The 22604-nt window shown below is 67.9% G+C and carries 17 protein-coding genes; 14 read left to right on the top strand and 3 right to left on the bottom strand.

The genetic code is table 11. From position 1 onward, the window contains the following. Positions 1–25: 25 nt before the first annotated feature. Entirely contained in the window at positions 26–1531 is a 1506-nt protein-coding gene (locus ROV93_RS08710; RefSeq protein ID WP_072168511.1) for a helicase HerA-like domain-containing protein, read from the bottom strand. Positions 1532–1653: 122 nt separating this feature from the next. Between ROV93_RS08710 and ROV93_RS08705 the strand changes: the two genes are divergently transcribed. Beyond that, entirely contained in the window at positions 1654–3264 is a 1611-nt protein-coding gene (locus ROV93_RS08705; RefSeq protein WP_180890657.1) for a transglycosylase SLT domain-containing protein, read from the top strand. Between the two features lie 23 nt (positions 3265–3287). After that, on the top strand, positions 3288–3635 hold the full coding sequence (locus tag ROV93_RS08700) for a ribonuclease E inhibitor RraB (protein ID WP_049414732.1): 348 nt from the start codon (positions 3288–3290) through the stop codon (positions 3633–3635). Between the two features lie 111 nt (positions 3636–3746). On the opposite strand, the gene asd is transcribed toward ROV93_RS08700, so the two are convergent. Further along, complete coding sequence (gene asd / locus ROV93_RS08695) at positions 3747–4589, bottom strand: archaetidylserine decarboxylase (RefSeq protein WP_053501139.1); 843 nt, start codon at positions 4587–4589, stop codon at positions 3747–3749. Next, complete coding sequence (locus ROV93_RS08690; RefSeq protein WP_072168509.1) at positions 4586–5236, bottom strand: SCO family protein; 651 nt, start codon at positions 5234–5236, stop codon at positions 4586–4588. The genes asd and ROV93_RS08690 overlap by 4 nt, the downstream gene beginning before the upstream one ends. 122 nt (positions 5237–5358) lie before the next feature. Here ROV93_RS08690 and prmB point away from each other — a divergent pair, with 122 nt between their 5' ends. The 12 genes from prmB to ROV93_RS08630 all read left to right on the top strand — a co-directional run bounded on the left by prmB (position 5359) and on the right by ROV93_RS08630 (position 22589). After that, positions 5359–6288 (top strand): 50S ribosomal protein L3 N(5)-glutamine methyltransferase, encoded by a 930-nt coding sequence (gene prmB / locus ROV93_RS08685; protein ID WP_312539298.1) that lies wholly within the window; start codon positions 5359–5361, stop codon positions 6286–6288. Beyond that, entirely contained in the window at positions 6285–7388 is a 1104-nt protein-coding gene (gene aroC / locus ROV93_RS08680; protein ID WP_072168508.1) for a chorismate synthase, read from the top strand. Before prmB ends, aroC begins: the two co-directional genes overlap by 4 nt. Beyond that, positions 7381–8418 (top strand): D-glycerate dehydrogenase, encoded by a 1038-nt coding sequence (locus tag ROV93_RS08675; protein ID WP_072168507.1) that lies wholly within the window; start codon positions 7381–7383, stop codon positions 8416–8418. The genes aroC and ROV93_RS08675 overlap by 8 nt, the downstream gene beginning before the upstream one ends. A gap of 89 nt (positions 8419–8507) precedes the next feature. Continuing rightward, the gene (locus ROV93_RS08670) at positions 8508–9536 is read left to right on the top strand and encodes an aspartate-semialdehyde dehydrogenase (protein WP_072168506.1); all 1029 of its coding nucleotides are present in this window, start codon (positions 8508–8510) and stop codon (positions 9534–9536) included. Positions 9537–9680: 144 nt separating this feature from the next. Beyond that, on the top strand, positions 9681–11708 hold the full coding sequence (locus ROV93_RS08665; protein WP_072168505.1) for a FimV/HubP family polar landmark protein: 2028 nt from the start codon (positions 9681–9683) through the stop codon (positions 11706–11708). Positions 11709–11734: 26 nt separating this feature from the next. Beyond that, positions 11735–12097 carry a VOC family protein gene (locus tag ROV93_RS08660; protein ID WP_049414720.1) on the top strand — a complete coding sequence of 121 codons (363 nt, stop codon included), beginning with the start codon at positions 11735–11737 and terminating at the stop codon, positions 12095–12097. Between the two features lie 33 nt (positions 12098–12130). After that, positions 12131–12901: a tRNA pseudouridine(38-40) synthase TruA gene (gene truA, locus ROV93_RS08655; RefSeq protein WP_072168504.1), complete on the top strand. Its 771-nt coding sequence runs from the start codon at positions 12131–12133 to the stop codon at positions 12899–12901. Continuing rightward, complete coding sequence (locus tag ROV93_RS08650; protein WP_072168503.1) at positions 12898–13554, top strand: phosphoribosylanthranilate isomerase; 657 nt, start codon at positions 12898–12900, stop codon at positions 13552–13554. Before truA ends, ROV93_RS08650 begins: the two co-directional genes overlap by 4 nt. Positions 13555–13722: 168 nt before the next feature. After that, on the top strand, positions 13723–14397 hold the full coding sequence (locus tag ROV93_RS08645) for a DUF1449 family protein (RefSeq protein WP_072168502.1): 675 nt from the start codon (positions 13723–13725) through the stop codon (positions 14395–14397). Further along, complete coding sequence (locus ROV93_RS08640) at positions 14397–16415, top strand: hypothetical protein (protein WP_005417967.1); 2019 nt, start codon at positions 14397–14399, stop codon at positions 16413–16415. The genes ROV93_RS08645 and ROV93_RS08640 overlap by 1 nt, the downstream gene beginning before the upstream one ends. An 82-nt stretch (positions 16416–16497) precedes the next feature. Further along, positions 16498–21885, top strand: coding sequence for a DNA repair ATPase (locus ROV93_RS08635; protein ID WP_312539290.1), 5388 nt, complete (start codon positions 16498–16500; stop codon positions 21883–21885). Next, entirely contained in the window at positions 21882–22589 is a 708-nt protein-coding gene (locus tag ROV93_RS08630; RefSeq protein ID WP_072168500.1) for a cell division protein FtsY, read from the top strand. The genes ROV93_RS08635 and ROV93_RS08630 overlap by 4 nt, the downstream gene beginning before the upstream one ends. The last annotated feature ends 15 nt before the right edge of the window (positions 22590–22604 follow it).

Genomic DNA, 22604 nt, shown 5'->3' with positions numbered 1-22604 from the left:
AGGGCTCTGACCCCAGCAGGGGCAGCTAGCGCTTGCCGCCGAAGATGCCACCGAGGATGCCGCGCACGATCTGGTTGCCCAGCTTGGTGCCGACAGTACGCGTGGTCTGCTTGGCCATGGTCTCGATCATGCCCTGGCGGCGCTTGGTGCCGAAGATCGCGTCCTTGATGGCCTGGCCGAAACCCCCTTCCTGAGCTTCGTCCTGCTCGCGGCTGCGCGCGGCCGGCGCCTGTGCCTGCTCGATGCTCTTCTGCGCGCGCTTGGCCAGCAGTTCGGCGGCCGATTCGCGGTTGATCGCGGTGTCGTAGCGGCTGCCGACCGGGCTGCCGGCGCGTACCTGTGCACGCTCGGCCTCGGTGATCGGTCCCATCCGGCAGCGCGGCGGCGCGATCAACGTCTGCTGCACGGGCATCGGCACGCCCTTGTCCTGCAGCGTGGATACCAGTGCCTCGCCGGTGCCGAGCTGGCTCAGCACCTTGGCCACGTCCAGCTTGGGATTCGGCACGAACGTCTCGGCCGCGGTTTTCACCGCCTTCTGGTCGCGCGGGGTGAACGCACGCAGTGCGTGCTGAACGCGATTGCCCAGCTGGCCGAGAATGTTGCCCGGCACGTCGTCGGGGAACTGCGAGCAGAAGTAAACGCCCACGCCCTTGGAACGGATCAGGCGCACCACCTGCTCGATGCGCTGCACCAGCGACGGCGGTGCATCGTCGAACAGCAGGTGCGCTTCGTCGAAGATGAAGACCAGCTTCGGCTTGTCCAGGTCGCCCACCTCCGGCAGCTGCTCGAACAGCTCCGACAGCAGCCACAGCAGGAAGGTGGAATAGAGCTTCGGCTTGAGCACCAGCTGGTCGGCGGCGAGGATGCCGATCATGCCGCGGCCGTCGTGGTTGACCCGCATGATGTCGGCCAGTTCCAGCGCCGGTTCGCCGAAGAATTGCTCGCCACCGTCCTGCGCCAGGCGCAGCACCGAACGCTGGATCGCCGCGATCGACTGCGCACTGACCAGGCCGTACTCGGTGGAAATGTCCTTGCGCTCCTCGGCAACCAGGCCGAGCAGGGCGCGCAGGTCGTCCATGTCCAGCAGCAGCAGGCCGCGGTCGTCGGCCAGCTTGAATACGATGTCGAGTACCCCGGCCTGGGTGTCGTTCAATTCGAGGATGCGCGACAGCAGGGTCGGGCCCATCTCGCTGACCGTGGTGCGCACCGGGTGGCCCAGCTTGCCGTACAGGTCCCAGAAGATGGTGGGGCTGGCGGCCGGCGCATAGTCGGCCACGCCGATCTCGACGGCACGCTCGAGCAGGTTCTCGGCGCCGCTGCCGGGCACGGCCAGGCCGGAGACATCGCCCTTCACATCGGCCAGGAACACCGGCACGCCCCGTCGCGAGAAGCCCTCGGCCAGGGTCATCAGGGTCACGGTCTTGCCGGTACCGGTGGCGCCGGCCACCAGGCCGTGGCGGTTGCCGAGTTTCGGCAGCAGGGTGACGGCAATATCGTCGGTAATGCCTTTGCCGAGCAGAATCGGATCCATGGTCCAGCCCTTGTGATGAATAGCCCAATGTTAACCGCCGGCAGTGACGGTCCGAAGGTCGGCTTGCCCGGACCTTGGCGGCGCCGCTACTCTGCCTGCCTGTTTTGCACACAGTGCCATCAATGCCCGTTCCTGTCCTGATTTCCCGCGGTTGGCCGCTGCTGGCCCTGGCCGGCCTGGTTTCCCTGGCGCCCGACGCCCACGCACAGCGGGTTTCGGCCCGGGACAAGGTGAAGGTGGATGCGCTGCAGCAGCGCATGACCGCCGCCGAAAAGCGCTACGGCGATGCCCTGCTGCTGGTCGCCAATGCCGACCCCAAGGGCAGCAACGAGGCCGATGCCGCGCTGGAGGACATGGAAGATGTCCTCAACGACTGCGTGAAGCAGAAGGGCTGCCAGATGGGGACCCTGCTGGCCAGCTACAAGCGGCTGCTCAAGCACGACGCCGATGCCGCCGCCAGCGATGACGTGGCCGACGAGAGCGGTGACCGCCTGGAAGCCGACCCGGATCACATCGGCCCGCTTACCGCCGACGTGCCCGAGGCCGCACGCGCTGCCGCGCTGCTGAACGACAAGCGGCACGCCTTCGACACGATGGTCGAGTACAACCCGGCGGTGCAGGCCGGCATCCGCCGCTGGCTGACCGACATGCTCCCGGCGCTGCTGACCAGCTACGAGAATTACCAGAACCTGCGCGCGGTGATGTGGCCGGAGTGGGAAAAGCGCGGCCTGCCCGAGGCGCTGCTGTTCGGGATCATGGCCAAGGAATCCAATGGCCGTGTGCATGCTTCCTCGCGCGCCGGCGCCGCCGGCCTGATGCAGTTCATGCCAGCCACTGGCCGCCGTTTCGGCCTGGGCCCGGACGGCACCGGCTTCGATACCCGCTTCGACGCGCGCAGCGCCGCCGAGGCCAGCGCCAGCTACCTCAACGAGCGCCTGCGCGAACTGAACAACAACGTGGAAATGTCGGTGGCCGCCTATAACGGCGGCGAAGGCCGTGCTGCGCGCGTGTTCAAGCAGAGCGGTGGGCAGAGCTTCTGGACCGACAGCGTCTACAACCAGTTCCCGGGCGAGACCAAGGACTACGTGCCGATGGTGATTGCCGCGGCATGGATCTTCCTGCACCCGCAGCAGTACGGCGTGGAGTTCCCGAAGATCAGCGCGCAGCCGGCCACGCTGCGGCTGGCCAAGTCCACCACCATCTATGAACTGACCATCTGCCTGGGCAGCCACGGTACCCGCGATGGCTACATGCGTGCGTTGCGCAACCTCAACCCGCGCTATGAGGCCGATGGCTGGATCCCGGCCGGCACGCTGATCAATGCCACCACCCGCATCGCCGGCCTGTACCAGCGCAACTGCGTCAGTGGCCCGCGTGCCGACCTCGCCCGCACGCTGATCACCGCTGATCTCAACGCGGCGATCAAGCGCCCGGCCGCGTCGAGCTATACCGGCAGCGTGGCGGTGGGCGGCGTGGTGCCGGTGGCCGACGCGGCTGCATCCACCAGCGTGCCGACCGCACCGGTGGCTGCAGTGGCGGCACCGCGCCCAGCGCCGGCCGCCCGGCCGAAGCCGGCGCGCAGCCACAAGGTGGGCCGGGGGGAGACCCTGGGGGCCATCGCCGCCAAGTTCCAGTGCGACCTGCCGACCCTGGCCCGCGCCAACGGCCTGAAGGCGCCGGCCTACAGCCTGCGCCAGGGCCAGACGCTGAAGCTGCAGGGCTGCGACAAGTAATTCCCAAGACCACTGGAATTTGTATGGACCTCGAAGCCACCCGCAACCTGTTCGCCAACCTCCGCGAGAACACCGACTGGGACATCAACGGCCCGTTGCTGTGGGGGTATTTCTTCGTCCACGCCAGTGCCGAGCCGCTGCAGGCGCTGGCCCAGCACCTGCAGGCACAGGGCTACACCTTCGTGGAACTCTTCGAGCAGGAACCGGAAGAGGGCGACGCGCCGTTCCACGTGCTGCACGTGGAGCGCGTGGAAATCCACGACGAAGCCTCGCTGGACCGCCGCAACCAGGAATTCGCGGCGCTGGCGGCGGAGCACGGCGTGGAAGACTACGACGGCATGGACGTCGGACCGGCCCCGGTCCTGCAGTAACGCGCGACCGGTAGTGCCGGCCGCTGGCCGGCATTCCGTTGTGGAAAAAGGGGACGGAGGGGATTAAGTCGTTTATGCATAAACGACTTAATCCCCTCCGTCCCCTTTTTGTCAGCGCAGCTTTGCCAGGGCCTGGCCCAGCTGCACCGGGCTTTCGGCGCCCAGCTGCGGTGCGAACTCGGCCACGCCCGGCGGCAGCAGCACCACCACGGTCGAGCCGTAATTGAAGCGTGCCATCTCGGCGAAACGCTCCAGCTTGATGCCTTGGCCGCGGTAGTCCTTGCGGGTGATGCGATCGCCGTAGGCCGGGATCTCCTCGCCGCTCCACACGGTTTCCACGCCGGACACCAGCAGCGCGCCGACCATCACGCTGACCATCGGGCCGAAGCTGGTGTCGAAGTGGCAGACCAGGCGCTCGTTGCGTGCGAACAGGCGCGGTACGCCGTTGACGGCCGCAGGACCGACACTGAACAGGCGTCCTGGCACGTGCACGGTTTCACGCAGGGTGCCGGTCCACGGCATGTGCACGCGGTGGTAGTCGCGCGGCGACAGGTACACGGTGGCGTACAGGCCATCGTTGTACGGCTTGGCGTCCTCGTCGCTGCCCAGCAGCTCGGCGGCGGTGAATGACTGGCCCTTGGCCTGGAAGATGCGGCCGGCCTCGATCTTCCCCAGCTGGCTGATGCGGCCGTCGGCCGGCATCACCAGGCTGCGCGGATCGGCATCGGCCACGCGCGCGCCCGGCTTCAGCGCGCGGGTGAAGAACTGGTTGAAGGTTGCGTAGCTGCGCGGGTCCGGGTTGGCCGCTTCGTCCAGATTGACGTTGAACTTGCGGGTGACGGTGTCGATCAGCCAGCGCGACACGCGCGGATCGTCCGAGTACGCCAGCGAGCGTGCCATCGAGGACAGCAGGCGATGGGGCAGGGCGTACGTCAGGGCGGTGGTGAGGCTCATGGGGCGGTTTTCTCGGTCAGCTTGTGCAGGTCGCGGGCGATCGCCGGCGCATTGAACGGGGGGCGCACCAGGCCGGCAAGGCGGCCCTGCGGGTCGAGCACGGCCAGGCTGGCCGAATGCTCGACGGTGTAATCCTCGGGGTTTTCGTCGAAATGCTTGCCCGGCACTTTCTGGAACACGAACCCCAGCGAGGTGGCGAAGCGCTCCAGCGAGGGGATATCGGCGGTGGCGGCCAGGGTGTCCTTGTGGAAGCCGTGCACGTACTCGCCAAGGCGGGTGGCGCTGTCGCGGTCCGGGTCGACCGAGATGAACAGCACGCGTGGGCGCAGGCTGTCGGGCAGGGCTTCCCACTGGTTCTGTGCGCCGGCCAGCTCGGCCAGGGTGGTCGGGCAGACGTCCGGGCAGAAGGTGAAACCCAGGAACACCAGGGTCCAGTGGCCCTTCAGTTCGCCCGGGATCAGGCGGGTGCCGTCGGACTGGGCCAGGTTGAAGTCGGGCAGTTCACGCGGCTGCGGGTACAGGGTGATCGCTTCGGTGGCCGGGGCGTTGGCCGGCGGCTTCGGCGCGAACACCTGCTGGGCGGCGAGCAGGCCGAGCCCCGCGGCCAGGGCGATCAGCAGGATGATGCCGGCGTTGCGATTGAACATGGGGGCTCCCGCGCGAAATGGGCTCCATCATACCGGCTGTGGCCCGATCGTTTCCGCCGCAACGGATGCCGCCGCGGGCGCCAGCCCCTATAATCGGGGGCCACTTTGCCCGCAGTACCGCCATGACCGCTGAAACGGCCGCCGAACTCCACACGATCATCGATCTGATCCGCTACGGCACCAGCCGTTTCAACGAAGCCGGGCTGACCTTCGGGCACAGCTACGACAATGCGCTGGACGAGGCCACCCAACTGGTGCTGCACAGCCTGCACCTGCCGCACGACCTCGGCCCGGCCTACGGCCAGGCACGCCTGCTGCAGGCCGAAAAGCTGCGCGTGCTGGAACTGTTCCAGCGTCGCATCGACGAACGCATCCCCGCTGCCTACCTGACCGGTGAGGCCTGGTTCGCCGGCCTGAGCTTCAAGAGTGACACGCGCGCGCTGGTGCCGCGCTCGCCGATCGCCGAACTGATCGAATGTGGTTTCGAACCGTGGCTGGCCGGCCGCGATGTCAGCCGCGCGCTGGATCTTTGCACCGGTTCGGGCTGCATCGCCATCGCCATGGGCCACTACTACCCGAACTGGGAAGTGGACGGCGTCGACCTGAGTGACGACGCACTGTCGCTGGCCGAGGAGAACAAGGAGCGCCTGCACGCGCACAACGTCACCCTGATCAAGTCGGACCTGTTCAATGGCCTGACCGGCCGCCACTACGACCTGATCGTCACCAACCCGCCGTACGTCACCAACGACGAGACTGATGCCCTGCCGCAGGAATATTCCTACGAGCCGGAAATGGGCCTGCGTGCCGGTGACGATGGCCTGGACCTGGTGCTGAAGATCCTGCGCGACGCCCCGCTGCACCTGAGCGAAGACGGTCTGCTGATCTGTGAAGTGGGTGAGTCCGAACAGCATCTGGTCAAGCTGCTGCCGGAAGTCGATTTTTCCTGGATCGAGTTCAAGGTCGGCCAGATGGGCATCTTTGCGGTCGAATGCCGCGAGCTGATCGCCCACAGCGCACGCATCACCGAACTGGCGGCGCAGCGCCCGTGAGCTCCAATTCGTTCGGCAAGCTGTTCACCGTCACCACGTTCGGCGAGTCGCACGGGCCGGCCATCGGCTGCGTGATCGATGGTTGCCCTCCGGGGCTGGCGCTGGACGCGGCCGAATTCGCCCACGACCTGCAGCGCCGTGCGACCGGCAAGAGCCGGCACACTTCCGCGCGGCGCGAGGCCGACGAGGTCGAGATCCTGTCCGGCGTATACGAGGGCCTGACCACCGGCACCCCGATCGCGCTGCTGATCCGTAACACCGACCAGCGCAGCAAGGATTACGCCAATATCGGCCAGCAGTTCCGCCCGGGCCATGCCGACTACAGTTACTGGCACAAGTACGGCATCCGCGATCCGCGTGGCGGTGGCCGTTCCTCGGCACGCGAGACCACCATGCGCGTGGCCGCCGGCGTGGTCGCCAAGAAGTGGCTGGCCGAGCGTTTCGGCGTCACCGTGCGTGGCTACCTGTCGCAGCTGGGCGACATCACCCCGGCCGGTTTCGAATGGTCGGCGGTGGAAGACAATCCGTTCTTCTGGCCGCACGCCGCACAGGTGCCGGAACTCGAGGCGTACATGGATGCGCTGCGCAAGTCCGGTGATTCGGTCGGTGCGCGCGTGGACGTGGTCGCCGACAACGTGCCGCCGGGCTGGGGTGAGCCGATCTACGGCAAGCTTGATGGCGAACTGGCCGCTGCGCTGATGAGCATCAATGCGGTGAAGGGCGTGGAGATCGGCGACGGATTCGCCAGCGCCGCGCAGAAGGGCACTGAACACCGCGACCTGCTGACCCCGCAAGGCTTCGCCAGCAACCATGCCGGCGGCATCCTCGGTGGCATCTCCACCGGCCAGCCGGTCGTTGCGTCGATCGCCCTGAAGCCGACGTCCAGCCTGCGCCTGCGGGGCCCGTCGCTGGATACGGACGGCAACGTGGTCGAGGTGGTCACCACCGGCCGCCACGATCCCTGCGTCGGCATCCGCGCCACGCCCATCGCCGAAGCGATGGTGGCGCTGGTGCTGATGGATCAGGCGCTGCGTCATCGCGCGCAGTGCGGCGATGTCGGCACGATCACCCCGCGCATTCCCGGGCAGATCGATGGCTGACACGCGGCCGACCGTGTGGGTGAGCCAGCCGCTGATCGAGGCGGCCATCGCGCCGCTGCGCGATCGCGTGCAGCTGCGCAGCACCGACACCGTCACCGCCTGGTCGCCGGACCAGATCGCCGCACAGCTGGCCAGCGCCGACGGCGCGATCATCACCCTCAACGAGCGCATCGGTGCGGCGCAGGTGGCCGATGCCACGCAGCTGCAGGTGATCGCCAATGTCGGCGTCGGCTACAACAACCTGGATGTCGACGCGCTCAGCGCGGCCGGCATCCTGGCCAGCAACACGCCGGACGTGTTGACCGAAACCACCGCCGATCTCGGTTTCGCGCTGCTGATGGCAACCGCGCGCCGGATCACCGAGTCCGAGCGCTGGCTGCGTGAAGGGCAGTGGCAGCAGTGGTCGTTCCAGACCATGCTGGGCGCGGATGTCCATGGCAGCACGCTGGGCATCCTTGGCATGGGCCGCATCGGCCAGGGCATCGCCCGCCGCGGCGCGCACGGTTTCGGCATGAAGGTGCTGTACCACAACCGTTCACGGTTGCCGGCCGACACCGAGGCGTCGCTCCGCGCGACCTATGTGGACCTGGATACACTGCTGGCACAGTCCGACCATCTGGTAACGGTGCTGCCCTACACGCCGGCCTCGCATCACATCATCGACGCAGCTGCGCTGGCGAAGATGAAGCCGACGGCAACCCTGGTGAACATCGCCCGCGGCGGCATCGTCGACGAACTGGCGCTGGCCGACGCACTGGCCAACGGCCACCTGGCGGCCGCTGGCCTGGATGTGTACGAGGGCGAGCCGAAGGTGCGCCCGGAGCTGCTGGCGCTGCGCAACGTGGTGCTCACGCCGCATATCGGCAGCGCCTCGCTGGCCACGCGCACGGCGATGGTACAGCTGGCCGTGGATAATCTGGCTGCCGGGCTCGGCCTGGACGGCGGCCCGTCGCGCATGCCGAGCGCGATCAACGCTGACGCGGCGATGGCCGCGCGCGTGATGCTGGGCAAAAAAACCGGGAAACGATAGGGAACCTCCGCGCGCCCCGCTTGAGGAGGTTCCCCGAACCCAGCTGTCGTGCGTGTTTTCCCCCATTCCCGTTTTCGTGAGAGTTCCCCATGAGCAATGCACAGCGCAGTTTCCACGTCGCCGTCGTCGGTGCCACCGGCGCCGTTGGCGAGACCATGTTGTCGATCCTGGCCGAGCGTGATTTCCCGGTCGGCACCCTGAGCGTCCTCGCCTCCGAGCGTTCGGCCGGTGGCGAGATTGAATTCAACGGCCAGAAGGTCAAGGTCCAGGACCTGGCCACCTTCGATCCGACCGGTGTCGAGATCGCGCTGTTCTCGGCTGGCGGCAGCGTGTCCAAGGAATACGCACCGAAGTTCGCCGCCGCCGGTGCGGTGGTGATCGACAACTCCTCGGCCTTCCGTTACGACGATGACGTGCCGCTGGTGGTGTCCGAGGTCAACCCGGAACAGGTCGCCAACCGTCCGCGTGGCATCATCGCCAACCCTAACTGCTCGACCATGCAGATGCTGGTGGCGCTGGCGCCGCTGCACCGCAAGTACGGTATCGAGCGCATCAATGTGTCCACCTACCAGTCGGTGTCCGGCGGTGGCCGCTCGGCGATGGAGGAACTGGGCAAGCAGACCGGCCAGTTGCTCAGCTTCCAGGAGATCGATCCGCAGCGCTTCCCGGTGCAGATCGCCTTCAACCTGATCCCGCACATCGATGACTTCCAGGACAATGGCTTCACCAAGGAAGAGATGAAGCTGATCTGGGAGACCCGCAAGATCCTCGGCGACGACAGCATCTTGGTGAACCCGACCGCGGTGCGCGTGCCGGTGTTCTACGGCCACTCCGAGTCGGTGGCGATCGAGACCCGCGACAAGGTCACCGTCGCTGAAGCGCGCGCGCTGCTGGAGCAGTCGCCGGGCATCGAAGTGGTGGATCGTCACGAGTCCGGTGGCTATCCGACTCCGGTTACCCATGCTTCGGGGACCGATGCGGTGTACGTCGGCCGCATCCGCGAGGACCTGTCGCACCCGCGTGGCCTGAACCTGTGGATCGTGTCGGACAACGTGCGCAAGGGCGCTGCCCTGAACGCCGTGCAGCTGGCCGAGCTGGTCGCCGCCGAGCAGCGCTGATCACAGCGGTTGCCTCACCGGTAGTGCCGGCCGCTGGCCGGCATTGCCGTGATTGGCATGTGGTGCTACCGGCCAGCGGCCGGCGCTACCGAAGGTCCCCTCGGTGGGTGCGGACCCCGGTCCGCACGCTTTATAGTGTCGCCCATGAATAAACGGGCCAGGGGCGCGAAGCGCCCGCTCCTCTATCTTTCCACCGCGCTGCTGGCCCTGGCCAGCAGTTCGGCGCTTGCCCTGGGCTTGGGTGACATCCGTGTCCTGTCCAAGCCGGGCCAGCCCCTGCTGGCCGAAATCCCGGTAGTCTCGGCCGATCCATCCGAACTGGAGAACCTGCGCGTCGCGCTGGCCTCTGCGGTCACCTTCGAACGCGTCGGCCTGCAGCGGCCGGCCGGGCTGGTCAGCGAGCTGCAGTTCGAACTGACCCGCAATGCGCAGGGCAGGGCGGTGGTGCGGGTGACCTCGCAGACGCCGGTCGAAACCCCGTCGCTGAGCTTCCTGATCGAGGCCGACTGGGGCCAGGGCCGCTTGGTGCGCGAATACTCGGCACTGGTTGATGCGCCCTCCAGCGCACTGGCGGTGGCCGAACCGGAAATCGTCGCGCCGGCCGGTACCCTCTCCAACACCATCGTCCGTGACGTTGCACCGGCACCGGCCGCTGCGGAGAGCGCAAGCGCACCTGCGCCGTCCACTGCGGCAGCGCCGGCACCTGCATCGGCTCGCCCGCGTGCAGGGGCTGCACCCGCTGCCGCGCAGGCAGCCGATGGCAGCGTCATCGTCCAGCGTGGGCAGACCCTGTCGCAGATCGCCAGCGCGGTGGCCCGCGGCAACCAGGTCAGCCGCGACCGCGCGATGATCGCCCTGCTGCGGGCCAACCCGGAGGCCTTCATCCGCGGCAACGTCAACTTGCTCAAGCAAGGCGCCGTACTGCGCATGCCCGGCAGCGATGCACTGGCGGCGGTCGATGCCGCCGAGGCCGCAGCGCTGGTGCGCGAGCACGCCGCGCAGTGGCGGCAGGCGCGCACCGTGCCGCAACCGGCGGGTACCGTCGCCCCGGTGGCCGCGGCCGCAACCACGAACGCTTCTTCCCCGGCCGCGGCCAATGGGGCACGACTTGAAATCGCTCCGGCGCTGGCTTCCGACGCCGCGCGCGCGGGCACAACCACCGGCACTGGAGCCGGCAGCGAGGGTGACATGCTGGGCAACGAACAACTGCGCCAGGCACGCGAGGACATCGCGACCCGCGATGCCGAGATTGGCGAGCTGAAGCAGCGCGTCGCCGACCTGGAAAAACTCAAGGAACAGCAGCAGTCGCTGATCGCGATGAAGGACAACGACCTGGCCGCCGCGCAGCAGCGACTGGCGCAGGCACCGGATACCCGCGATGCGGCAACGCCGTGGTACTGGCTGGGGCTGCCGGTGCTGCTGCTGGCGGCCGGTGCAGCCTGGCTGCTGCGTCGTCGCAAGCCATCGCCGCTGCCGCCGCTGCGCGACGAAGACGATGCCGCCGGCCTGACCGCTGCGGTACCGGCGGGCGCGGCGCTGGATACGCTGGCCGAGCAGTCCTCATGGTCGTCTGTGGTGCCCGAAGCGGGCCGCCAGGAGCCGGCGATGCCGGCTTGGGCGAGCGAAACCGGGGGGCAGGATGACGTGGCTGCCGAACCGGTCGCCGACGTCGCCGCCCAGGCTGACTGGCAGGCGCAGACGCTGCGCGATGACGAAGTGATGGAGCTGCCCGAGGCAGTGACCGACCTGCCGCGCTGGGACGAGCCGGTGGTCACGCAGGAGGATTCCGCGCCGGCCGCCGCCGCGCAGGATGAGCCGCTCGCGCAGGCGGCCCCTGGCGAGGTGGCAGTGCCGGACTACGCGCTGCACGCCGAACAGCAGCCGCAGTTCCGCGGCGTGTTCGACCTGCCGGCCGAGCACCATGACGGCGAGGCTTCGGGCGCAGCGCCGCATGACGCGCTGGCCGCGGCGGCGCATGAAGACGGTACTGCGCCGCCGGCCAGCGATGCCGGCTGGGCGCCGCGCGCCGGCCAGGAACGCCTTGAGCTGGCCATCGCCTACCTCGACCTGGGCGATGCCCAGACCGCGCGTACGTTGCTGCAGGAAGTGGCCGAGGGCGGCGACCTGCACTGCCAGGCCCAGGCCCGCGAACTGCTGGCCCGCCTGCCGTGATCGAACCCGCCGACAAGGACCCCGTCATGAGCCGCGAGCGCCGCATCGACTACGTTGAATTCGCTTCCACGGATCCTGCAGCCAGCCGCGCCTTCTTCGAGAAGGCGTTCGGCTGGTCGTTCGTAGACTATGGCAGCGACTACACCGCGTTCGACGACGGCCGCCTGCAGGGCGGCTTCTTCCGCGGCCAGCCGCTGCGTGCCAGCGATGCCGGTGCCCCGCTGCTGGTGCTGTACGCTGACCAGCTGGCACCGATCGAAGCGGCGGTGCTTGACGCTGGCGGTGAGATCGTGCGGCCGGTGTTTTCCTTCCCCGGCGGCAGCCGTTTCCAGTTCGTCGAGCCTGGTGGCAACGAACTGGCGGTGTGGTCCGAACGCGATCCGGCCTGAGCGCCGCCCCTCCCGCAACATCTGAGGTAGCACATGCGTTACGCGCTTGGCGTCGAGTACGACGGCAGCGATTTCAGGGGCTGGCAGAACCTGGGCGAGGGTGGCCCGAGCGTGCAGGCCAGCCTTGAGCAGGCCCTGTCGTCGGTGGCCGATGCGCCGCTGCAGGTGGTCTGTGCCGGCCGCACCGATGCCGGCGTGCACGGCCAGTGCCAGGTCGTGCATTTCGATACCGACGTGGTGCGCGATCCGCGCGCGTGGATGCTGGGCACTACCACCCGCCTGCCGCGCTCGATCGCAGTGCGCTGGTGCGTGCCGGTGGCCGAGGATTTCCACGCGCGTTTCTCCGCGCGCGCACGCCGCTACCGCTACCGCCTGCTCAACCGCGAAGTGCGGCCCGCGCTGGACCGGCAGACCTTGAGCTGGGAGCGCCGCGCGCTGGACGAGACCCTGATGCACGCCGCCGGCCAGGCCCTGCTCGGTGAGAACGACTTCAGCGCGTTCCGTTCGGTGCAGTGCCAGGCGCTGCACGCCCGGCGTAAGCTGCAGTCACTGCAGGTCAGCCGCCAGGGCGAGGTGATCGAGGTCGCCGTGCAGGGCAATGCATTCCTTCATCACATGGTCCGCAATATCGTCGGATCGCTGATCCTGGTGGGCAGTGGCGAGAAGCCGGTGGAATGGATCGCCGAACTGCTGGCCGGGCGCGATCGCACCGTAGCCGGTCCCACCGCACCGCCGCAGGGCCTGGTGTTCCTTGGGCCCCTGTACCCCGACAACTGGCACCTGCCCGCCGAGGTCACGCTATGAGCCGTTCCTACTACCGCACACGCATCAAGTTCTGTGGCATGACCCGGGCCGGCGACGTCCGCCTGGCCGGTGAGCTGGGCGTGGACGCGGTGGGTTTCATCTTCGCCCGTGAAAGCAGCCGCCGGGTCGCTCCGGCCGAGGCACGCGCGATGCGCCAGGCGATCGCGCCCATGGTCGACGTGGTGGCGCTGTTCCGCAACAACAGCAAGGAAGAAGTGCGCGAGGTGCTGCGCACGGTACGACCGACCCTGCTGCAGTTCCACGGCGAGGAAGACGAGAGCTTCTGCCGCAGCTTCAACATGCCGTACCTGAAGGCGATCGCCATGGGCGGCCGTGAAGAGATCAACGCCCGCACCCTGCAGCTGCGCTATCCCAGCGCCGCCGGCTTCCTGTTCGACAGCCACGCGCCGGGCGGCGGTGGCGGCACCGGCGTGGCTTTTGACTGGGGCCGGATCCCGACCGGCCTGCATCGCCCGTTCCTGCTGGCCGGTGGCCTGAACCCGGAAAACGTCTACGACGCGGTGCTGGGTACCCTGCCGTGGGGCGTGGATGTCTCCAGTGGCATCGAACTGGAGCCGGGCATCAAGGACGGCGACAGGATGCGCACCTTCGTCGAGGAAGTGCGCCGAGCCGATTGCACGGTTCTCGAGTGATTGGCGTCATTATTTGCCGTGATTTGGACCTGGATTTGAGCCTGCACGCATTCTTCACATAGGATGGTCCCAAGCGCGCCTGCCATGAGGGCTGGCGCGGGGATCGACGGGACGCACTCGGCGCGCCCCGAACGGGCGGCCGCAGCCCACAGCCCAGGAGGGCAAGCGATGCAGGAGTTCCTCACCGTCGTGTTCGGTTTTCCGACCCTGCCGTACAGCATCGTGCTGGCGGTGGCGGCGCTGTATTGGGCACTGGCGGCCTTCGGTCTGGTCGACGACGGGTTTGGCGATGCCGGCGCCGATGGGGCGCTGCATGGCGACCCACAAGATCTGCAGGGACTGTCCGCACTGCTGGCGCGTTGGGGCCTCGGTGGGGTTCCCCTCATGCTTGTGGTGACGCTGCTGGGTTTCTTCGCCTGGATCGTCACCTATTTCGTCCATCTGTTCGTGCTGTTGCCGCTGCCGGACCTGCTGCGCTGGGCGATCGGTGCGGTCGTGGCCCTTCTGGCGCCGTTGCCGGCGGTTCCGTTCACCGCGCTGCTGCTGCGCCCCGTCCGCAGGTTCCTGCTGCGCCTGCGCCCGGTGGCGCAGGCCTCGCTGCTGGGGCGTACCGGCGTGGTTGCCTCGCCGAAGGTGGATGCCCGCGGCGGTCACGCCACCTTCGACGATGGCGGCGCCGGACTGGTGCTGCAGGTGCGCAGCGAGATCGAACTGCAGCGTGGCGAGCGCATCGTGCTGGTCGAACACGTGGCTGATCAACACCATTACCGGGTGGTCCGCGCCGACGCGGTCGCCCTCGACTTCCAGGACAACCTGCTTCCGGGCAACAAGGAGAATCACTGATGACGTTGGCAACCATGGCCCCCTTCCTGATCGGCGTAGCCGTGCTGCTGGTCGCACTGCTCGGCCTGGCCGGCCTGTTCAAGGCCTTCTACCGCAAGGTCGACCAGGGCGTGGCCCTGATCGTCAACGACATGAGCTCCACGCCCAAGGTGCACTTCACCGGTGCGCTGATCATCCCGGTGCTGTACCGCGCCGAGCTGATGCGGATCAGCCTGATCACGCTGCAGATCGACCGCCGCGGCAAGGAAGGCCTGATCTGCCGCGACAACATGCGTGCCGATATCGCCGTGGCTTTCTACCTGCGGGTCAACGAGACCCAGGCCGACGTCCTGCGCGTGGCCAAGGCCATCGGTGCCGACCGTGCATCGGACAAGCATGCCGTCGACGAGCTGTTCAACGCCAAGTTCTCCGAAGCGCTGAAGACGGTCGGCAAGAAGTTCGACTTCACCGAACTGTTCGAGAAGCGCCAGGAGTTCCGCGACGAGATCATCGCGGTGATCGGCAATGATCTGAACGGCTACGTCCTTGAGGACGTGGCGATCGACTACCTGGAGCAGACCCCGAAGTCGCTGCTGGACCAGTTCAACATTCTCGATGCGCAGGGCATCCGCAAGATCACCGAATTGACCGCCGCGCAGAACGTGGTGACCAACGAGCTGGAGCAGAACGAGAAGCTCGCCATCACCAAGAAGAACGTGGAAGCGCGCGAAGCGCTGCTGGCCCTGGAACGCCAGCAGGCCGAAGCCGAAGCACGGCAGAAGCGTGAGATCGAGACCATCCGCGCACGCGAGGAGGCCGAGACCGCCAAGGTGCAGGAGGAGCAGCGCCAGTTGTCCGAGAACGCCCGCATCGAAGCGCAGCAGCTGATCGAGATCCGCGACCAGAACCGCCTGCGCGAAGTGGAAGTGGCCGAGCAGAACCGCCAGCGTGCCGTGGCCATCGAGGCCGAGCGCGTGGAGCGCGCACGCCAGCTGGAGCAGGTCACCACCGATCGTGAAGTGCAGCTGCAGGGCGTGGAGCGTGACAAGGTGGTCGAGCAGGGCAAGATGGACGTGGCCAACATCACCCGTGAACGCATCTCCATCGACAAGACCGTGGCGCAGGAAGAGGAGCGCATCAAGGAAGTGCGCGAAGTCTCCGAGGCCGACCGCCAGAAGCAGGTGCTGATCCTGGAAGCCGAGGCCAAGGCGCAGGAAGCGCTGGTGCGCGAAGTCAAGGAAGCGCAGGCGCGCGAGACCGCTTCAAAGCATCGCGCGGTGGAACTGACCACGCTGGCCCAGGCCGAGCATGAAGCGGCCGGCAAGCAGGCCGAAGCCAAGCGCCTGTTGGCCGATGCCCTGCGTGCCGAACAGGCAGCGCCGGGCCTAGCCGAAGCGCAGGTGCGTGAAGCTTCGGCGCTGGCCATCGAGAAGGTCGGCATTGCCGAAGCGCGCGTGATCGAAGCCAAGGCCGAAGCCAGCCTGAAGCAGGGCAGCAACGAAGCCCGCGTTCTGGCCGAGACCCTGCAGGCGCAGGCGCAGGGTGAAGAAAAGATGGGCCTGGCCCGTGCCACCGCCACCGAGTCGCTGGGCAATGCCGAAGCCGGCGTGGTGCAGAAGAAGCTGCTGGCCGAGGCCGAGGGCCTGGTGCGCAAGTTCGAAGCCATCGCCTCGCTGAGTGACCAGGCACGTGGCCATGAAGAGTTCCGCATGATGCTGGACAACAGCCTGAAGCAGGCGCTGGCCTCGATCGAAGCCGGCAAGGAAGTCTCGCGCGAGAACGCCAATGTCATCGCCAGCGCGCTGCGCAACGCCGATATCGACCTGGTCGGCGGCGACGGCGGCATGTTCGAGAACCTGGTCAAGGCGGTGTCGCTGGGCAAGTCGATCGAAGGCTTCGCCGGCAAGAGCCCGATCGTGCAGGAGCTGATGCAGCGCTACCTGGGCGTGGCCGTGGCCGAACCGGCGCCGCGCCAGATCGCCGAGGATGCCGAAGCGGTACCGACCGTGTCGGCTACCGTGGTCGACAGCGCCCGTTGATGCATCGGGCGATGGCCGCCGCCATCGCCCGCCCGCGCCGGCCGCAACCGCGGCCGTCCGCCCGTGAGCCGGAAACCTGCTGATGTCTGAAACCCATCCGTCCGCCGAATCCACTGCGCCGGCGGCCGGCGGCAGCACCGTCGACCAGGCTGTCGCCCAGGGCGGCGCCTACGAAGTCCTGCGCCGCCGCCTGGCCGAGCAGGGCCAGCGCCTGCAGGGCCTGGCCGAAACACTCAACCGCCAGCGCCTGGCCGAGTTCGGCGATAGCCGCCTGGAGGTGGTCGGGCGCTTCCGCATCCGCAGCGACAACAACTGCGTCGGCCGTGACATCGTGCAGGTGGGCCCGGACCGCCTGCTGTTCGGCTACAACGTGTTCATCGGGTTGAAGACCCAGACCCGCATCGAGGATGTGTTCGGCCTGTACCGGCTGGTGCAGGGCAGCGATGGCTACGACGTCGCTGCCCTGGAGCTGAAGGGCAGCTTTCTCGACCAGCCCGGCTTCGTGCACGATTTCAACGAGCTGTATGCCTACTACAAGCACGCGCGCCTGCTGCAGCTGATCGTGGTCGGCGACAAGCTGCTGGCCTCGTTCCAGATCGGCGAGCGCAGCAGCGACGTGCGCGTGTTCCGCTGGGCGCTGTCGCGCGAGGGCGAGCTGACCTACCTGGATGCGCGCGGTGAGCGCGATATCGCACTGCCGCCACCATTCGACTTCGAATGGACCCGGGCGACCCGCGACCTGGCGGTCAACGGCCGCCATTCGCACCTGAACATCCTCGACACCCTGTTCGTGGAGACCACCGGCGGCGACCTCACCATCAAGGTCGAAAACAACACCGAAACCGGGCAGGGCATCTACAGCGAACCCGTGGAGGACAGCACGCAGTCGCTGGACGACGCCCAGTTCGAGTTCGCCCGGGTCGGCTCGCTGGTATTGCTGAAGGTGCTGCCGTACCGCGAGACCGAATGGCGCGGCCTGATCTACAACACGCTGACCGGCGGCATCGTGCGCAATGATGCGATCGTGCAGGCCTGCGTGCAGCTGCCCGAAGACCATGGCGTGATCTTCCCGGGTGGCTATTACCTGCAGGGCGGCGAGCACAAGGCATTTGATGCCTCGATGGCCGGCATGCAGTTCAAGCGCAGCATCCGTTCGCCAAACGGCGAGGACGTGCTGTACATCTTCTACGAGCGCGAAGGCGGGCGCTCGGCGCTGTTCGTCTACAACACCATCCAGCGCGTGCTGCAGAACCCGGTGTTCGGCCATGGCTACGCCTTGATGCAGGACGGGCGCATGGTGCTGTTCCATGCCGAGGGCAGCGAACCGACCCGCATCCATCCGATGCAGGTCTGGCAGACGCCGTTCAGCAGTGACGAGTTCGCCGCCAACCGGCCGCCCGGCAACACGTTCATGGGCCGCATCGGCAACGCCGAGCTGGTGCGCGGCATTTCCAACCTGTTCAACCTGGCGCGCGAGATCGATGGCCAGGACGTGTCGGTACAGCGCTACCAGCGCCTGGTGGCCGATACGCGGCGTCTGTTCGATGCGCACCACTGGCTGGGTGACGCGGCCTGCGATGGCGCCGAGGCGCTGCTGCGGCAGATCAGCGCGACCGGCGAATCGGTGCTGGACGAGTACGAGAAGGTGCAGTCGATCCGTCAGCAATCGGCACAGGCGATGCGGGAGGCCGAGGCCGCGCACAAGGCGCTGCTGGGCCGGCTGCAACCGCAGAACTGGAGCGAGGTGCAGGCCTTCGTCGAGGCCCTCAACGCGATCACCGCATTGCGCGGGCGGCTGCTGACCCTCCGCGAGCTGCGCTACATCGACACCGCGCGCATCGAGGCGATGACCGTCGAACTGGTGGAGGCACAGGACCGTGTTGGCGCCGCCACCGGTGACTTCCTCGCTGGCGAGGAAGCGCTGGCGCCGCTGGCCACTCGCCTGCAGGCGCTGGACGATGCCGCGCAGCAGGCACAGACGGCGCGCCAGCTGGACGAGCAGTTGGAAGGCCTGCGTGGCATGGCGTCCGACCTGGACATGCTGTCCGAGCTGATGGCCGGCCTGAAGGTGGACGATGCCACTGCCCGCACCCGCGTGGTCGAGTCGATCTCGGTGCTGTACGGTCGCCTCAACCAGGCGCGCGCGCGTGCCGACCAGCGCCGCAGGTCACTCGGTTCGGCCGAGGCCGTGGCGCAGTTCGCCGCCCAGTTCGCGCTGTTCTCGCAGTCGATCACCAGCGCGCTGGCGCTGGCCACCGACCCCGAACGTGCCGACGAGCAGTTGTCGCGCCTGCTGGTGCAGCTGGAGGAACTGGAGAGCCAGTTCGGCGAACACGAGCAGTTCCTCGGCGACATCCTGAGCAAGCGCGAAGAGCTGGTCGAGGCCTTCGAAACGCACAAGCAGGCGTTGCTGGATGACCGCCAGCGCAAGGCGCGCTCGGTACTGGATGCGGCCAATCGGATCCTCGACGGCCTGGCCAGGCGCACCGAGCGCTTCGCCACCGCCGATGAGCTCAACGCGTTCTTTGCCGGTGATCCGCTGATCCTCAAGCTGCGTGAGCTGGCCGAGCGCCTGCGCACGCTGCACGACAACGTCAAGGCCGACGACATCGAGGCGCGGCTGAAGGGCGTGCGTGACCAGGCGGTGCGCCAGCTGCGCGACCGCAGTGACCTGTACGAAGCCGGCGGCAACGTGGTGCGGCTGGGCCCGCGCCATCGCTTCAGCGTCAATACGCAGGCACTGGACCTGACCCTGTTGCCGCGTGGCGACACGTTGGCCATCCATCTGACCGGCACCGACTTCCTGGAGACCCTGCACGATCCGGAGCTGGACGCACTCAAGCCGTTCTGGCCGGTCACCCTCGACTCGGAATCGCCCACGCTGTATCGCGGCGAGTATCTGGCCGGCAGCCTGCTGCTGGCCGCGCAGGAGGGGCGCGATGGCCTCGATCTGGCTGCGCTGCAGCACGACGTCGCCAACCCGGAAGCGCTGGATCAGCGTGTGCGTGCGTTCGCCGCACCACGCTATCGCGAAGGCTACGAGCGTGGCATCCATGACCACGATGCGGCACTGATCCTGCGTGCGCTACTGCCCTTGCAGCAGGCGGCCGGCAGCCTGCGTCACGCACCGCGGGTGCGTGCGCTGGCGTTGCTGTTCTGGGCCGCTGAGCAGCGGCGCGAAGCGGTGGCGCAATGGCCGGCGCGGCAGGTGGGCGCCGAGGCGCTGGCACGCCTGCTGGGGTCCGACGAAGGGCGCCTGGCGTTGCGCACAGAAATGGCCGAGGCGCTGCTGGGGTATGCGCAGTCCCACGCGTTGCCGTTCGATGCCGATGCCGCGGAGGCTGCAGCCGCCTATCTGGGCGAAGAACTGGCGGCGGGCGATCCGGTGTTCAGCAGCAGCCGCCACGCGGTGGCGCTGCTGGAGGCATTGGCCGAGCAGCTGGAACAGGCGGGGCAGCGTGAGGCGGTCGAGCGTGCCCTGCAGCGCGGCCAGGATCCACTGGCTACGCGTTGGTCATTGGCTGGGCAGTGGCTGCGCGCAGTGGCGCGGATGCCGGCGCATGCCCAGCATGCCGGCTATGTCGACGAAGCCGCCGCGTTGCTGCTGGTGCAGCGCCAGTTGCGCACCCGTGCCAGCGATGCCGCACTGCAGGCGGAGGTCAATGGCCTGCTGGGTGAACACGCACGCATCAGCAATGGCGCGCTGGTGGTATCGCTGGATGATTTCCTCGCGCGCCTGCAGCAGCACCTGCGTCATTTCGTGCCAGCGTTCCATGCCTACCAGGCGCTGCGCCAGGGCATCATCGGTCGCGAGCGCGAGACCCTGCGGCTTTCCGAGTTCAAGGCGCGGCCGCTGTCCTCGTTCGTACGCAACAAGCTGATCAACGATGTCTACCTGGGCGTGATCGGTGACAACCTGGCCAAGCAGATGGGCACGGTCGGCGAGAACAAGCGCAGCGACCTGATGGGCCTGCTGATGATGATTTCGCCCCCGGGCTATGGCAAGACCACGCTGATGGAATACGTGGCGCACCGCTTGGGCCTGGTCTTCATGAAGATCAACGGCCCGGCGCTGGGCCACGAGGTGCGCTCGCTGGACCCGGCCCAGGCACCGGACGCGACCTCGCGGCAGGAGCTGGAGAAGCTCAACCTGGCGCTGGAAATGGGCAACAACACCATGCTGTATGTGGACGACATCCAGCACACCCATCCCGAGTTCCTGCAGAAGTTCATCTCGCTGTGCGATGGCACCCGCCGTATCGAGGGTGTGTGGCGCGGTCGCACCCGCACCTACGACATGCGCGGCAAGAAGTTCTGCGTGGTGATGGCCGGCAACCCGTACACCGAGTCCGGCGAGGTGTTCAAGATTCCGGACATGCTGGCCAACCGTGCCGACATCTACAACCTCGGTGACGTGCTCGGTGGCATGGAGGCCGCCTTCACCCTCAGCTACATCGAGAACAGCCTGACCTCCAATCCGGTGCTGGCGCCGCTGGCCACGCGCGACATGGCCGACCTGTATGTACTGGTCGACCGCGCGATGGGCAAGGAGGTCTCGACCAACGGCCTCAGCCACGCCTACAGCAGCGCGGAGATCAACGAGATCACCGCCACCCTGCAGCGCATGCTGCGTGTGCGTGACGTGGTCTACCGGGTCAACCAGCAGTACATCGCCAGCGCCGCACAGGACGACCGCTACCGCACCGAGCCGCCGTTCCGCCTGCAGGGCAGCTACCGCAACATGAACAAGCTGGCCGAGAAGATCTCCCCGGTGATGAACGAGGACGAACTGCAGCAGCTGATTTCCGACCACTACCTGGGCGAGGCGCAGCTGCTGACCACCGGTGCCGAAGAGAACCTGTTGAAGCTGGCCGAACTGCGCGGCGTACTGGATGACACGCAGGCGCAGCGCTGGGCACAGATCAAGCGCGACTTCCTGCGCAACAAGGCCATGGGGGCCGACGACAGCGATGTGGGCGGGCGCGTGGTGGCGCAGCTGGCCGATATCGCCACCGCGCTGCAGCTGCCACCGCCCGCGCCGGAAGCGATCGCCGTTGCGGACCCGGCACCGTGGCCGGCGCTGCTGGAGGCCCTGCATCGCCTTTCAGAGGCGCGTCCGGCCGCTGCGCCGGCGCCGGTCGCGGCAGCCCCCGGCGTGCCGGCCACGGCCTTGGCCGAAGACCTGCAGGCGGGGCTGGCGCCGCTGGTGGAGCTGCTGGCGGCATCGCAGGCGCAGCAGGTGCAGGTGTCGCAGACCCTGGCCGCGTTCGCCGGCTGGGCGCGACAGCAGGTCGAGCGGGGCACGCCGAGCGCTGTTGTGGCGCAGCGCGCGCGCGTGCGCCGCGCCGCGACGCCGGAGGAGCGGGCGCTGGATGAGGCGCTGATGCGCCACTTCTACGGCGAGTCATTGCCACCGGAAGACGGCGATGGCATGCCGGCATCCACGCCGAAGCCGCCGCCGCTGCCGTGACCACGCGCGTGCCATTGCCGCCACCGATGCTGCCGGGTACGGTCGATGTCGCTGCGCTGGCCGACTATGGTGCGCCGTTGCTGCAGGCGCTGGCGCGGCGCGAAACGCCGTTGCCACCGGATGCGGGCGAGCGCCTGGTGGCTGCGCTTGCGCGCATCGCGCTGGCCCTGCAGGCCGGCAACCCGGCGCAGATCCGGCAGCAGGAAGGCTGGTGGGGGCGGCTGCTGGGGCGCGATGTCGCTCGCGAAGCAGAAGGGCACGCGCTGCAGTCGCAGCTGGGCGTACTGGCCCTGCAGGCGCGTGAGCAGGCCCAGCACCTGCAGCAGCACATGCAGCTGCGGGCCATGGCCATCGTTGAGCATTCCGCGGCGGCCGCGGCGCTGGACGGCTGGGCCGAACTGGCTGCGTCGCGGCTGACGACGCTGGATATCGCCGGTCAGGCCGCGCTGTCGCACCGGCTGGACCATCTTCGCCGGCTGGCCTCGCTGCGCCGCCTGGAAGCCGGCCAATGGCAGCTGCTGCAGGACCAGGACAACATGCTGCTGCAACGCTTCGCGCGCATCCATGACGTGCTGCTGCCAGCCTGGCGGCAGGCTGCACTGGCGGGCCAGGCCGCTGCGGGCGCTGCGTTGGCCGGCAAGGCTGCCACGTTGCACGCACAGATCGATGACGAGGTGGCCGCGGCTCAGGCTAGACTGCCTTGAGCCGGCCGCCGCTGC

The sequence above is a fragment of the Stenotrophomonas maltophilia group sp. msm4 genome (genome assembly GCF_032025605.1).
Classification (GTDB): domain Bacteria; phylum Pseudomonadota; class Gammaproteobacteria; order Xanthomonadales; family Xanthomonadaceae; genus Stenotrophomonas; species Stenotrophomonas sepilia.
Note: the sequence above shows the minus strand (reverse complement) of the source record. Positions and strands in the feature narration are given on the sequence as shown.